Raw genomic sequence first — 13499 nt, forward strand, 5'->3', positions numbered from 1 at the left:
AAAAAAATATGCTACGTACAATAAAAAAAATAGGTGTTTTAACATCTGGTGGAGATTCACCAGGCATGAACGCTGCAATAAGGTCTGTGGTAAGGACTTGTGCTTTCCATGGCTTAGAATGTTACGGTATTTATAGAGGTTATCAGGGAATGATTGAAGGTGATTTTGAAAAAATGGATGCTCGTAGTGTTAAAGGAATTATTAATAAGGGTGGTACCATGTTAAAATCTGCACGTTCTAAAGAATTTAGGACAAAAGAAGGTAGACAAAAAGCACATGATGCATTACAAAAAGCAGGTATAGATGCGTTTGTAGTTATAGGAGGTGATGGAAGTTTTACAGGTGCCATGGTTTTTAACCAAGAGTTTGGTTTTCCTGTAATTGGTATTCCTGGTACAATAGATAATGATATCTACGGAACAACACATACGCTTGGGTATGATACAACTTTAAATACAGTTGTAGATGCAATTGATAAAATAAGAGATACAGCCAGTTCGCATAACAGATTATTCTTTGTTGAAGTTATGGGAAGAGATGCAGGTCATATAGCACTTAATGTTGGTGTAGGTGCTGGTGCTGAAGAAATTTTAATTCCTGAAGAAGATTTGGGTTTAGATCGATTATTAGAATCTTTACGCCGAAGTAAACAGTCTGGTAAATCTTCGAGTATAGTTGTGGTTGCTGAAGGAGATAAAATTGGTAAAAATGTGTTTGAGCTAGCAGATTATGTGGAAGAAAATATGTCAGAATATGAAGTTCGTGTTTCTGTACTAGGACATATGCAGAGAGGCGGGAACCCATCTTGTTTCGATCGTGTTTTAGCGAGTCGAATGGGAGTTAAAGCGGTAGAAAGCCTTATCATAGGGAAAAGCAACTATATGGTTGGTTTAAAAAATGATACTATGGATTTAACACCATTTGAGCAGGCCATAAAAGGACAATCAAAAATTGATATGGAACTACTAAGAGTTTCAGATATAATGACAATATAATTCAAAATTCAAAATTTAATGTTTATATCAATTATAAACCTTGAATTTAAAAAACTTTAAACAAAAAAAAATGTCAAATTTAAGATTAGCAATTAACGGATTCGGAAGAATAGGTAGAATAGTATTTAGAGCAACAGTAAAACGTCCAGATGTAGATGTAGTTGCTATTAATGATTTATTAGATGTAGAGCATCTAGCATATTTGCTAAAGTATGATTCTGTTCATGGCCGTTTTGATGGAACAATAGAGGTAAAAGATGGCAATTTAGTTGTAGATGGTAAAACAATTCGTGTTACAGCAGAAAGAGACCCTAAAAATTTAAAATGGGATGAGGTAGATACAGATGTTGTTGCTGAGTGTACAGGAATTTTTAAAACACTAGAAACAGCACAATATCATATCGATGCTGGAGCAAAAAAAGTTGCAATATCTGCGCCAAGTAAAGATGCGCCAATGTTTGTAATGGGAGTTAATGATGATGAATTAACAGCAGAGCATACAATTGTATCTTGTGCATCGTGCACTACAAATTGTTTAGCGCCTGTAGCAAAAGTTATCGACGATAATTTTGGTATAGAAGAAGCTTTAATGACTACCGTACATGCAGCTACAGCAACACAATTAACAGTAGATGGTCCTTCACGTAAAAATTATAGAATAGGACGATCAGCTATTAATAATATTATACCTACTACAACAGGTGCAGCAAAGGCTGTTGGTAAAGTAATTCCAAAATTGAACGGTAAACTTACTGGTATGGCATTTAGAGTGCCAACCGCAGACGTTTCTGTTGTAGATTTAACTGTGAGAACTAAAGAGGAAACATCTCTAGAAGAAATAAAAGCAGCATTTAAAAAAGCATCAGAAGGAGCAATGAAAGGTGTGTTGGGTTATACAGAAGAACCAGTTGTGTCTCAAGATTTTGTTAGTGATACACGTATAAGTATTTTTGATGCTAGTGCAGGAATTGAATTAAATTCAAAATTTTTCAAACTTGTATCTTGGTACGATAATGAATTTGCATATTCGTATAAATTAGTAGATTTAGCATTGAAGATAAATTCTTTATAAATCTTATATTATTAATTCAGAAATTCCGTAGGATTAACTTTATTAATAATCTTACGGAATTTTTAATTTTAACCTTATGATCTTAATTACCGATGGTGGTTCTACAAAATGTGATTGGATTGCAATAAATAAAAATGGCAATCTTGAAACCAAAAAGATGAGAACCAAAGGATTAAATCCTGCAATTTTAACCGAAAAAAAGCTTAAAAAAATCATTCGGGATAATGACGAACTCATGTCTATGAGTAATGAAGTAGAGCATGTGTTTTTTTATGGGGCTGGTTGTGGTACCGATAAGCCAAAAGCTATGCTTAAGAATATTTTAGAAGAAATATTTCCTAATGCAAAAGCAGATGTACAAGAAGATACTATGGCTGCGGTAAGAGCAACAATTAATTCTGTTAATGAAGAAGCCGTAGTTTGTATTTTAGGAACAGGCTCTAACTGTAGTTATTTTGATGGTAATATTTTGTACCAACGTGTTAAGAGCTTGGGCTATACCATAATGGATGAGGCAAGTGGTAATTATTACGGTAAGGAATTGATTCGTGATTATTATTTTAATGTTATGCCACATACATTAAAGTTAGCATTCGATCATAAGTATAATGTAGATGCAGATTACATAAAATATAATTTATACAAACAACCTAATCCTAATGCATATTTAGCGAGTTTTGCTGAGTTTATGTTTCTTAATAAGGATTCCGATTATATTAAAGAATTAATTAAAAAAGGATTGCGTCAATTTACTGAGCATATGATACTTCAGTTTAAAGAAGAATTAAGCTCAGGAATACCAGTACATTTTGCAGGTTCTATTGCTTATTTTTCAAAAGAAGAGATTGAAGAGGTCGCTAAAGAGTATGATTTTAAAGTTGGAAATTTTGTAAGAAGACCTATTGAAGGCTTAGTAGATTATCATATTAACAATTTATAGATGGAAATAGCCATTATTGCTCACGATGGTAAAAAAGCTGAGATGGTTCAGTTTTTAAATTCGCATAGTGAAGTGTTGCATCAAAAAAACATTTCTCTAATAGCTACAGGTACAACAGGTAAAAAGGTTAAAGAAGCCGGCTTTAAAGTTAATGTTTTATTATCAGGACCTTTAGGAGGAGACGCACAAATAGCAACAAGAGTTGCAGAAGGGAGTTGTAATATGGTTTTATTCTTTAGAGATCCATTAGATAAGCACCCTCATGAGCCAGATATTCTTATGCTAATGCGTTTATGCGATGTGCATAATGTACCGCTAGCAACAAACCCAGCTACTGCTGAGTTATTAATTAAAAGCATTTAAATATTTTGTTCATTTAAATGTTAATAAATCTCAATTTGGCTATTGTAAAACTTATTATTTGGTTATATCTTTGTACAATCTTTAAAAATGACACGTAATTATGTTCGAATTTGACCAGTATTTAGGATTTTTAGCGTTTTTAACCATATTAACAATAGGATTTTGGTTAATGATATTCCTTTTAACTTTTGTAATCCCTTATTGGGTTTTTGGATCAGCAATAGAGCGTTTTAAAGAAATTAAAGCAGAAAAGAAAGCTGAAAGAGAAAGTTTAACACACTAATTCAGTTTTATTAGATAAAAAAAAGAGCGCATTATATGCGCTCTTTTTTTTGTTGTTTATGTTTTGTTACACCTGTAACACACCTAAATTAAAAGGTTTTTCAATGGGAGCGTGGTTGGCAGCTTCTATTCCCATGCTAATCCATGTTCTGGTATCTAAAGGGTCAATCACAGCATCTGTCCAAATTCTAGCAGCAGCATAGTAAGGAGACACTTGGTCATCGTATCTCGATTTTATTTTATTAAAGAGTTCTTCTTCTTTTTCTTTAGTGATAGTTTCTCCTTTTTTCTTTAGCGAAGCAGTTTCTATTTGTAATAAAACTTTTGCAGCAGATTTACCACTCATAACAGCAAGCTCAGCACTTGGCCATGCTGCAATTAATCTAGGATCATAAGCTTTTCCACACATGGCATAGTTACCTGCGCCATAAGAGTTACCAATAACAATAGTAAATTTTGGCACTACAGAATTACTAACAGCATTTACCATTTTAGCACCATCTTTAATAATGCCGCCATGTTCAGATTTGCTGCCTACCATAAAGCCTGTAACATCTTGTAAGAATACTAATGGAATTTTCTTTTGATTACAATTGGCAATAAAACGTGTAGCTTTATCAGCACTATCATTATAAATGACTCCACCAAATTGCATTTCGGCAGGTTTGGTTTTTGCACCTTTGGTTTTTACAATTTGTCTTTGATTAGCAACAATACCAACAGCCCAACCATCAATACGTGCATAACCTGTAATTATAGTTTGCCCATAACCAGCTTTGTACTCTTCAAATTCAGAATTATCAACTAATCGCTTAATGATATCATTCATATCATATTGATCAGCTCTACTCTTTGGTAGAATACCATAGATATCTTCTTGATTTTCTTTTGGTTTCTTAGATTTTATACGGTTGTAACCAGCTTTGTCAAAATCTCCAATTTTATCTACAATATTTTTGATGGTATCTAAAGCATCTTTATCATCTTTAGCTTTATAATCGGTTACACCAGAAATTTCGCAATGCGTTGTTGCACCACCAAGTGTTTCGTTATCTATAGTTTCGCCAATTGCAGCTTTTACAAGGTAACTTCCTGCTAAGAAGATACTACCAGTTTTATCCACAATTAAAGCTTCATCACTCATAATTGGTAAATATGCACCACCAGCAACACAACTTCCCATAACGGCAGCAATTTGGGTAATTCCCATACTGCTCATCACGGCATTATTTCTAAATATTCTACCAAAATGTTCTTTGTCTGGGAAAATTTCGTCTTGCATTGGTAAAAATACACCTGCAGAATCAACCAAATAGATAATAGGAAGTTTGTTTTCTATTGCAATTTCTTGAGCTCTCAAATTCTTTTTACCAGTAATAGGAAACCAAGCTCCAGCTTTTACAGTAGCGTCATTGGCAACTACGATACATTGTTTCCCTTTTACATAACCAATTTTTACAACCACACCACCAGATGGACAACCACCATAATCCTTATACATACCTTCACCAGCAAACGCACCAATTTCTATAGATTTAGATTTTGGGTCTAATAAATAATCTATTCGCTCTCTGGCAGTCATTTTTCCTTTGCTATGATGCTTTTCAATGCTTTTTTCACCTCCGCCAAGTTTAACTTTAGCCAAACGTCTTTTTAAATCTGAAAGTAGAAGTTTATTGTGATCTTCGTTTTTATTGAATTCAATATCCATACAAATTACCTGTAATCAGGGTGTCTTTTTAAATTTTGATTTATTATTTAATCTGCACGAATTTACAAAACATTGTATAAAATATTTGTGCTTAATTTTTCAAAATAAACATTACACGGAAATATATTCCTTGGAATATAAATTGAATTTCTATATATTTGTACCATAATTTAAAAACAAATTAAAATGAAACGAGACAAAATTATATTTTACGTTGCTACAGGTTTATTGAGTTTATTAATGTTGTTTTCAGCAGGAATGTATTTTTTTAACCATGAAGAAGTTGTTGGTATGTTCAATAAATTCGGTTATCCATCTTATATCATTTACCCTTATGGTATTGCTAAATTATTAGGTGTATTTGCTTTATGGAACTCTAATTTTAAAGTATTAAAAGAATGGGCTTATGCTGGATTTTTCTTCGCTTTTATATTAGCATTTTTCGCACATTACATGATTGGAGATGGAGAACAAACAGGTGCAGTTGTAGCTCTAATATTATTGATAGTGTCTTATATTTTTAACAAACGAATAAATTAATAAATAATGAATAAAGTAATAGCTTTTGGCGGAAGTAATAGTAAGAATTCTATAAACAAACAACTCGCTGTTTATGCAGCAAATCAATTAACAAATACTGAGGTAGAAGTTTTAGATTTAAACGATTTTGAGTTACCAATGTATGGCATTGATTATGAAATGGAATATGGTATTCCAGAGAATGCACAATTGTTTTTAGATAAAATAAAATCATCAAATGGTATTGTATTATCATTAGCAGAACATAATGGAGCTTATGCTTCTGCTTTTAAGAATTTATTTGATTGGATGTCTAGAATTGATGGTAAATTATGGAGTGATATTCCAATGCTTTTAATGGCAACTTCGCCAGGTGCAAGAGGTGGTGCAACGGTTTTAGAAGTAGCAAAGGGACGTTTCCCTTACATGGGAGGAAATATTGTAGCGGAATTCTCTTTGCCATCATTTTCAGAGAATTTTTCTGATGAAGGACTCAAAAACACAGACTTGCAAACCAAGTTGTCTAATCAAATAAAGACCTTTACGGCAGCAATCAATGGCTAATTTTTCAGAAGAAATTAATTCTAAATTCCCTAACGATAAGGTTAAAGCGTTTTTAAATATTATTTATACCGCAAATTGGATAAATAGTAAGCAAAATGCCTTTTTTAAACCTTTTGGTTTGTCGCCACAGCAATACAATATTTTGCGCATTTTGCGTGGTGCAAAATTACCTTTAAAGGTGCAGACGATTAAAGAACGCATGATAGAGCGCTCACCAAATGTTACGCGTTTAATGGATAAATTAATAGATAAACAATTGATTGAGCGTATTGCTTGCCCTAATGATAGGCGTGTGGTTCATATTTCTATAACAGATCAAGGTTTAGAACTTTTAAAAACGATAGATACGCATGATGATCAACATGATTTTTTAAATAACTTAACAGAAACCGAAGGAACGCAACTTAGCAATTTACTAGATAAAATTAGAAGCGTTTAGTTGCATTTTAGTAAATGGTTTCTGAAAATAAAAACATAAAAATGAAACTAAATACTATTAAACGTGCTGGCAAAAGCCATTTTGTAAATATGGGACCAGTGCGCTTACGTCAACCTTTTCCAACGCAGCATATTCAAATGGTAGATCCATTTGTGCTACTGCATCATTATGGGCCATATGAGATTTCAGAAACTAATAATCCTTTCGATTTAGGACCACATCCACATAGAGGATTTGAGCCTGTAACGTTTTTAGTGCAAGGAGAACAATTGCATAGAGATTCTCTAGGAAATGAAAGCATTGTAAAAGCAGGTGATGTACAATGGACAACAGCTGGTCGTGGTATCATTCATGCTGAAGGGCCAACAAAAGACTTTGTTGAAAAAGGTGGTACGCTAGAAGGCATTCAATTGTGGTTAAATTTACCTGCTGATAAAAAAATGATGCAACCCAATTACCAACATGTTGCTAAGGATGAATTTAATACAGTAGTTTCTGAGGATGGAAAAGTTGAAGCGACTATTATAGCTGGCGAACTTCATAATAGCTTCGGAAAGATTTTAACGCAAACTAGAGTTAATGCCTTTATGATTGATGCTAAAGTTGGAGGTGAATTTAAAATACCATATAGTAATACACATCAAAGTTTATTGTATTTGCTTAACGGAAAGGTAATTGTTAACACTGTTGAAGCTTTAGAAATCAACAAAAACCAGTTTATGGAGTTTCAGCAAGATGGTGAAGGCATACACATTAAAGCCGAAGCAAATAGTAAACTACTCTTTTTATCTGGTGAAGCTATAAACGAGCCTGTAGCAACCTATGGACCTTATGTAATGAACTCACAAACAGAATTGTTAGAAGCTATGCGAGATTACCAAATGGGTAAAATGGGATTTTTGCCAGTTAGTTAATATTTAAGAGAAGCATTTTATTTTTTAAGATGCTTCTCTTTGTTTAATTCCATTTTTCAATCTTAATTGCAAGATTAAGCTATCAAATTTTTGTGATTTATCTTAAGCTAATATGGTTTTAAGAAATTCTTTATTTTCACGATATTTGTACAAACTAACTATCTAAAATTAATAATAAGAAAATGGCGATGAATAAAAATACGGTATTGGCATGGGCTACTACAATTATGATTCTTGTAGGACTAGGACTAATAGCACTTGGTGCTTTTAGGTATGATGATGTTGCAGGCTGGGGATTTGCAGCCGTTGGTGTAGGCTTTTTTGCAAATGCTTGGGTATTTAATGCTTTAAAGGGAAGAGTATAATTCTTCTCTCTAACAATCAAAAATTTTAACAAAACATGAGTGACGATAAACAAATAATTTTCTCAATGTCTGGTATAACCAAGACATTTCAATCTGCAAATACACCAGTATTAAAAAATATTTACCTAAGTTTTTTCTATGGTGCTAAAATTGGAATTCTAGGACTTAATGGTTCTGGTAAATCAACATTGTTAAAAATTATAGCAGGTGTTGATAAGAATTATCAGGGAGATGTGGTGTTTAAGCCAGGTTATACTGTTGGTTATTTAGAGCAAGAGCCGCAATTAGATGAAGAAAAAACAGTTTTAGAAGTTGTAAAGGAAGGAGCCGCAGAAACGGTTGCTATTCTTGATGAATACAACAAAATAAACGATATGTTTGGTCTAGAAGAGGTGTATAGTGATCCTGATAAAATGGAAAAGCTAATGAATCGTCAAGCAGAATTACAAGATCAAATAGATGCGTCTAATGCTTGGGAATTAGATACCAAGTTAGAAATTGCTATGGATGCCTTGCGTACGCCAGATGGTGACAAAAAGATTGGCGTACTTTCTGGAGGTGAGCGTCGTCGTGTAGCTTTATGTCGTTTATTATTACAAGAACCAGATGTACTATTATTAGATGAGCCAACCAACCATTTAGATGCAGAATCTGTACATTGGTTAGAGCATCATTTAGCTCAATATAAAGGTACTGTAATTGCAGTAACGCACGATAGATACTTCTTAGATAATGTTGCAGGATGGATTTTAGAATTAGATAGAGGAGAAGGCATTCCTTGGAAAGGAAACTACTCGTCTTGGTTAGATCAAAAATCTAAACGTTTAGCACAAGAAAGTAAATCAGCTTCAAAACGTCAAAAAACTTTAGAACGAGAGCTAGAGTGGGTACGTCAAGGTGCAAAAGGTCGTCAAACAAAGCAAAAAGCACGTTTGAAGAACTATGATAAATTAATGAGTCAAGACCAAAAACAATTAGATGAGAAGCTAGAAATCTATATTCCAAATGGGCCACGATTAGGTACAAATGTTATTGAAGCCAAAGGTGTTGCAAAAGGATATGATGATAAATTATTGTATGATGATTTAAACTTCAATTTGCCACAAGCAGGAATTGTAGGTGTTATTGGACCAAATGGTGCTGGTAAAACCACAATTTTTAGAATGATAATGGGAGAAGAAACACCAGACAAAGGTGAGTTTAAAGTTGGTGAAACAGCTAAGATAGCATACGTAGATCAAAAGCATGCTAATATAGATCCTGAAAAAACCATTTGGCAAAACTTTAGTGATGAGCAAGAGCTAGTAATGATGGGTGGAAAACAAGTAAACTCCAGAGCTTATTTAAGTCGCTTCAATTTCTCTGGTAGCGAACAAAACAAAAAAGTGAACCTATTATCTGGTGGTGAGCGTAATCGTTTGCATTTAGCAATGACGCTAAAAGAAGAAGGTAACGTATTGTTATTGGATGAGCCAACCAATGATTTGGACGTAAATACACTACGAGCATTGGAAGAAGGTTTAGAGAACTTTGCAGGTTGTGCAGTTGTAATCAGCCACGATAGATGGTTCTTAGATCGTATATGTACACATATTTTGGCATTTGAAGGCGACTCACAAGTTTATTTCTTTGAAGGTGGATTTAGTGATTATGAAGAAAATAAAAAGAAACGTTTGGGTGGTGATTTAATGCCAAAACGTATAAAATATAAAAAGTTAGTAAGGTAATTTTAATGAACTTGTTATATGAAAAAAGCCAGCATTAGCTGGCTTTTTTATTGGTATAAATGATTGTTGTTAATTTTATAGTTGTTTTTGCTAACGTCTAGTTCTTCTAATGCTTTATAATTAGAATTAAAGTTTTCCAATTCTTTTTTGTGAGCAGCATCGTGTTGATGTGCATATAAATCAGATTTTGAAAAAATGACGAAAACAGCAAATAATATCAAAAAAATAAATAGAAAAATATATTCCATTATTCTTTAATTTTCACCATATAGATGACCTGTATATTCTTGGTCATTTTCTTCAAACTCCTTAAATGCATTAGTATTCATTAATTTCTTATTCTCAGCTTTTAACTTATACATTTTTATAATAGCGATTATAATGAAAATAATAAAAATAGATGCAACGGCTATAAGTATCATAGTTAATTGAGTGGTAGTTACTATTAAAGCCTTGGAAAGCAATCTGTTAAGCATGGTTAATATAATTAGATTTGGGTTCTATGATGCTAATATAGAAAAAAAAATGAAGTTAAAAGCTTAATTTTAAATAAATTACAATTTTGTTTTAAATGAATATTCCGTTTAAATGATTAATATGTTCGGTAAAACGCAGTATTTTAGGGTGAAAGACAAGGTTTGTTAATTTATAAGTTGCATAAAAATTTAACATATAAACATTGTTAATTCATTATTATATTAATTTTTAGTTTTTGTTAAGTTATCTTAAATGTAAATATGAGATTATAACTAGATTAATTACACTAAATGTTAATAGTGGAAGTAACTTTTAAGAAAGTTAGAAATATATAACAGCAGGCTAAGTAATGAAGTTTAGTAATCCAAAGCAATTATAAAGGATCTACTGCCAAACAATTAGCAATTTTATAACTTGTTTATAAGTGCAATACTATATTGTAACATTTTTGATGCAAATCATACCTATAATTTACAGACAAAGTTTTTAAAGTCTTAAAAAAATACCGAAATTGCTTATCCGAAAAAATTGTTCAACTAAATAACACTATACAATATGTCTGATGATTTTGATTTATTAGAAACCAACTCACAAGAAAAAGCAGAAAAAGTTGATGTAAACTGGGGAAAAGCCATAGACCAAATGAAGTCTAAATTGGCTCAAGAAGATGATCCAGAAAGTCGTCAAAAGATATTAAATGCTACTTTAGATAATGTTGTGGATATGGCAGAGAAGGACAGAACAACATTGTTAGATGCTATTAAAGATTTAACAGACTATCAAGATGAAGTGGGTATTATGTTTGAAGGGTTCTCTGCGCTTAATGCAGCTGAGCAAAAAATAATTGATGATGCCGTTAAACGATTAGAGCGTGCTAAAGTAGAATTAGAGGATGCAAACGCAAAACCAGACACTTGGTGGAATAATCTTTGGGGAAGAAAATCTAAAATTAAAAAAGCAGAAGACGAATTAAAAGCTGCACAAAAACAACGCGATGGTGCAGATAATAGAGCAAAAGCTATGTTTCAAGAAAGAATTGAAACTGCTGATGTGCAAACTTTGTTAAATGAATTGTCTTTTAAAAGTCAGGCCGCAATTAAGCGTTTAAAAGACAGAGAACTAGAAATCAAAGAAGTTGAAGAGAGTCTTAAAACAGCAATAGTAGAGGCAAGTAATAATCATACTAAAGCACTACAGAAAAAAGAAGAAGTTGAAGCTAGGCTCGAAGAACAGTATGCTTTATTAAAACAAGCTAGACAAGCCTTAGAAGAAGTTGCTGATAAGCAATCGCCAGAATATTCTGAAGCACTAGAAAAAGTGACACAACTAGAGCAGAAAGTAGAAGAACTAGAAGGACTTAAAAATGCCTATACCACATTAGCAGCCTCTAAAGATAGTTTTGTACACAAGCATAACTTAACGATTAAAGTTTTAACGTCTTTACGCAGTAATTTACAAACGCATCGTGCCAAGTTAAAATCAGATACAGACGAACGTCTAAAATACTATGATGGTTATGTGGTAGCACTAAAAGCTCGTACAGATCAAGAGTTTGCAGCAATATTAGAACACTTAGGTGTTAAAACAGATGAACATATTGGCGAAACATTAGCAGCTATGCATACAGCTAGTGCTAAGGCACGTCAAGAAATGATGGATAATATACCAGTTCACGAAAAAGTGATGCAAGGTATTTACGGAAGCTATGCAGAAGCTTTAAAAGATATTAGATCTAAAGATGCCGAAATTCAGAAAAACTTTGCAGATCGTTATGGTATAGATATGAAAGAAATTTTTGACGAATATTATAACGCAGATCCTAATGTGCCTTCTGATGGTGAACCAGCTAGTGAGCCTAAACCAGAAGCTAATGAAGATGATTTGTTAGGATAGTAAATGAAAAGTACAATATTCTTTGTGTTAGCAATAATAAGCATTACCCTTACTATAGTTTTGTTTATTAATAATTCAAATGACCATTCTGAATGTAGTAATATTATTGAAAACACAATTTCAAAAGATGGACTAACCAAGGTTAATACCCAAAGACATATCTGTAAAGAAAAATTTAATCTTTAAAGCAAATAATCAGAATCAATGATTGTAACTCCATTAGATTCCGCAATATTAGATTCTAAAGATCAGTATATTTTCTATCATAAAATGATAGACTTTTCACTCAAGGAGCTAATCACTGCTGTACAGCAAAAACAAATACTTAATCAACAAGAAATTTTATTGTTTAAGCAATATACAGACTTGTTATTATATTCAATAGAAGCTATGCGTGTTAAGTATATGTATGATGATGAGGAGAATATGAAAATAGATCTTACAGATTCTGGTTTTCCTAATTATTTAGAATTTCGCTATTTATTTAATGATTTAGAACTTAGAGAAGAATTTTTAAGCAGACTTACAGATATAGATGTTTTAAAAGATGAGTTTTTAGATACGCTAATGCGTAAAAAAGAATCTATTTCTAAGCGCAAATTGTTTCAGGCTTCATCGATAGTATATTACACTTCTGCTAAGAAAGAATACATTTTTAATCGATTTGTACAGGGCAAAATTATAAATGCTCCCAATGGATCACCAGCAGAGCATTTGGTGAGTTGGAGTTTTTATGATGTAACACATAACAGACCATTTATTTGTTACATGTATTTTAATTATGACGGAAGAGATGTACAAGCTTATAAAGACGAAATCTATACAGTTTTAAAAAACACGTCAGATCGTGAAATGGATTTAGGTACTATGGCTTATGGTATAGACAAGCGTTTACCTAAAGTATTCCCTAAGTTAATTAAGCGAATAGATTTAGGACCAATTCATAATGTGTTCGCAAAAGATGAAAATGAAATAACACATGCTATTTTAGATGGAATTACCAGGAAAACAATTCCTTTAGAATCTTTTGTAGTATCATTTAAAATAGATGAATTAAAGTCTCAAAGCGAGTTTAAGGAAGGTGGCTTTTTTAATAAGAAAACCTTTCAAAAATGGGCTAGCCCTTTTAGACAACGCTATGTGTTTGCGCCACACAGAATTATACAATTGCTATATAATAAAACACCAGAGGTTATGAATAAGTTGGCAATTCCACCTGTTCAGATTTCTGATTTAAA

16 protein-coding genes are annotated in these 13499 nt (G+C 32.4%); 13 read left to right on the forward strand and 3 right to left on the reverse strand.

What is annotated here, in order from left to right; translation table 11 throughout:
• Positions 1-8 precede the first annotated feature (8 nt).
• The 5 genes from pfkA (at position 9) to N4A42_RS07085 (ending at position 3653) form a co-directional block, all read left to right on the forward strand.
• The gene (pfkA, locus tag N4A42_RS07065; protein ID WP_294071891.1) at positions 9-995 is read left to right on the forward strand and encodes a 6-phosphofructokinase; all 987 of its coding nucleotides are present in this window, start codon (positions 9-11) and stop codon (positions 993-995) included.
• A gap of 70 nt (positions 996-1065) precedes the next feature.
• The gene (gap, locus tag N4A42_RS07070) at positions 1066-2067 is read left to right on the forward strand and encodes a type I glyceraldehyde-3-phosphate dehydrogenase (protein WP_294071894.1); all 1002 of its coding nucleotides are present in this window, start codon (positions 1066-1068) and stop codon (positions 2065-2067) included.
• Between the two features lie 76 nt (positions 2068-2143).
• Positions 2144-3007: a BadF/BadG/BcrA/BcrD ATPase family protein gene (locus N4A42_RS07075; protein WP_294071897.1), complete on the forward strand. Its 864-nt coding sequence runs from the start codon at positions 2144-2146 to the stop codon at positions 3005-3007.
• Positions 3008-3370: a methylglyoxal synthase gene (locus N4A42_RS07080; RefSeq protein WP_294071900.1), complete on the forward strand. Its 363-nt coding sequence runs from the start codon at positions 3008-3010 to the stop codon at positions 3368-3370.
• A gap of 100 nt (positions 3371-3470) precedes the next feature.
• On the forward strand, positions 3471-3653 hold the full coding sequence (locus N4A42_RS07085; protein ID WP_294071903.1) for a hypothetical protein: 183 nt from the start codon (positions 3471-3473) through the stop codon (positions 3651-3653).
• 66 nt (positions 3654-3719) lie between these two features.
• Here the strand turns inward: N4A42_RS07085 and N4A42_RS07090 are convergent, their stop codons facing one another.
• Positions 3720-5363, reverse strand: a complete 1644-nt coding sequence (locus N4A42_RS07090; RefSeq protein ID WP_294071906.1) for an acyl-CoA carboxylase subunit beta — start codon at positions 5361-5363, stop codon at positions 3720-3722.
• A gap of 186 nt (positions 5364-5549) precedes the next feature.
• On the opposite strand from N4A42_RS07090, the gene N4A42_RS07095 reads away from it, so the two are divergent.
• The 6 genes from N4A42_RS07095 (at position 5550) to ettA (ending at position 9891) form a co-directional block, all read left to right on the forward strand.
• A complete protein-coding gene (locus N4A42_RS07095; RefSeq protein ID WP_294071909.1) occupies positions 5550-5903 on the forward strand; it encodes a DoxX family protein in 354 nt (117 codons plus the stop codon).
• Positions 5904-5909: 6 nt separating this feature from the next.
• Positions 5910-6446, forward strand: coding sequence for an NADPH-dependent FMN reductase (locus tag N4A42_RS07100; RefSeq protein ID WP_294071912.1), 537 nt, complete (start codon positions 5910-5912; stop codon positions 6444-6446).
• Positions 6439-6885: a MarR family winged helix-turn-helix transcriptional regulator gene (locus N4A42_RS07105; protein ID WP_294071915.1), complete on the forward strand. Its 447-nt coding sequence runs from the start codon at positions 6439-6441 to the stop codon at positions 6883-6885. The genes N4A42_RS07100 and N4A42_RS07105 overlap by 8 nt, the downstream gene beginning before the upstream one ends.
• A 41-nt stretch (positions 6886-6926) precedes the next feature.
• Positions 6927-7799 carry a pirin family protein gene (locus tag N4A42_RS07110; RefSeq protein ID WP_294071918.1) on the forward strand — a complete coding sequence of 291 codons (873 nt, stop codon included), beginning with the start codon at positions 6927-6929 and terminating at the stop codon, positions 7797-7799.
• 182 nt (positions 7800-7981) lie between these two features.
• A complete protein-coding gene (locus N4A42_RS07115; protein WP_294071920.1) occupies positions 7982-8164 on the forward strand; it encodes a CAL67264 family membrane protein in 183 nt (60 codons plus the stop codon).
• A 35-nt stretch (positions 8165-8199) separates the two neighbouring features.
• Positions 8200-9891: an energy-dependent translational throttle protein EttA gene (gene ettA / locus N4A42_RS07120; protein ID WP_294071923.1), complete on the forward strand. Its 1692-nt coding sequence runs from the start codon at positions 8200-8202 to the stop codon at positions 9889-9891.
• A 47-nt stretch (positions 9892-9938) separates the two neighbouring features.
• Here ettA and N4A42_RS07125 read toward each other — a convergent pair whose 3' ends face one another.
• Together N4A42_RS07125 and N4A42_RS07130 are read right to left on the reverse strand one after the other, a co-directional pair.
• Positions 9939-10139, reverse strand: coding sequence for a hypothetical protein (locus tag N4A42_RS07125; protein WP_294071926.1), 201 nt, complete (start codon positions 10137-10139; stop codon positions 9939-9941).
• A gap of 6 nt (positions 10140-10145) precedes the next feature.
• Positions 10146-10313: a hypothetical protein gene (locus tag N4A42_RS07130; RefSeq protein ID WP_294071929.1), complete on the reverse strand. Its 168-nt coding sequence runs from the start codon at positions 10311-10313 to the stop codon at positions 10146-10148.
• 610 nt (positions 10314-10923) lie between these two features.
• On the opposite strand from N4A42_RS07130, the gene N4A42_RS07135 reads away from it, so the two are divergent.
• On the forward strand, positions 10924-12261 hold the full coding sequence (locus tag N4A42_RS07135; RefSeq protein WP_294071932.1) for a microtubule-binding protein: 1338 nt from the start codon (positions 10924-10926) through the stop codon (positions 12259-12261).
• A gap of 204 nt (positions 12262-12465) precedes the next feature.
• Positions 12466-13499, forward strand: a 1034-nt coding sequence (locus tag N4A42_RS07140) for a hypothetical protein (protein ID WP_294071935.1), incomplete at its 3' end; no start/stop codon positions are given.

It is taken from the genome of Winogradskyella sp. (assembly GCF_025210595.1).
In the GTDB taxonomy this organism is placed as follows: domain Bacteria; phylum Bacteroidota; class Bacteroidia; order Flavobacteriales; family Flavobacteriaceae; genus Winogradskyella.

Bases quoted from the DNA above. Each gene is read 5' to 3' on its own strand.
- pfkA (WP_294071891.1), top strand. From the start codon at position 9: ATGCTACGTACAATAAAAAAAATAGGTGTTTTAACATCTGGTGGAGAT.
- gap (WP_294071894.1), top strand. From the start codon at position 1,066: ATGTCAAATTTAAGATTAGCAATTAACGGATTCGGAAGAATAGGTAGA.
- N4A42_RS07075 (WP_294071897.1), top strand. From the start codon at position 2,144: ATGATCTTAATTACCGATGGTGGTTCTACAAAATGTGATTGGATTGCA.
- N4A42_RS07080 (WP_294071900.1), top strand. From the start codon at position 3,008: ATGGAAATAGCCATTATTGCTCACGATGGTAAAAAAGCTGAGATGGTT.
- N4A42_RS07085 (WP_294071903.1), top strand. From the start codon at position 3,471: ATGTTCGAATTTGACCAGTATTTAGGATTTTTAGCGTTTTTAACCATA.
- N4A42_RS07090 (WP_294071906.1), bottom strand. From the start codon at position 5,363: ATGGATATTGAATTCAATAAAAACGAAGATCACAATAAACTTCTACTT.
- N4A42_RS07095 (WP_294071909.1), top strand. From the start codon at position 5,550: ATGAAACGAGACAAAATTATATTTTACGTTGCTACAGGTTTATTGAGT.
- N4A42_RS07100 (WP_294071912.1), top strand. From the start codon at position 5,910: ATGAATAAAGTAATAGCTTTTGGCGGAAGTAATAGTAAGAATTCTATA.
- N4A42_RS07105 (WP_294071915.1), top strand. From the start codon at position 6,439: ATGGCTAATTTTTCAGAAGAAATTAATTCTAAATTCCCTAACGATAAG.
- N4A42_RS07110 (WP_294071918.1), top strand. From the start codon at position 6,927: ATGAAACTAAATACTATTAAACGTGCTGGCAAAAGCCATTTTGTAAAT.
- N4A42_RS07115 (WP_294071920.1), top strand. From the start codon at position 7,982: ATGGCGATGAATAAAAATACGGTATTGGCATGGGCTACTACAATTATG.
- ettA (WP_294071923.1), top strand. From the start codon at position 8,200: ATGAGTGACGATAAACAAATAATTTTCTCAATGTCTGGTATAACCAAG.
- N4A42_RS07125 (WP_294071926.1), bottom strand. From the start codon at position 10,139: ATGGAATATATTTTTCTATTTATTTTTTTGATATTATTTGCTGTTTTC.
- N4A42_RS07130 (WP_294071929.1), bottom strand. From the start codon at position 10,313: ATGATACTTATAGCCGTTGCATCTATTTTTATTATTTTCATTATAATC.
- N4A42_RS07135 (WP_294071932.1), top strand. From the start codon at position 10,924: ATGTCTGATGATTTTGATTTATTAGAAACCAACTCACAAGAAAAAGCA.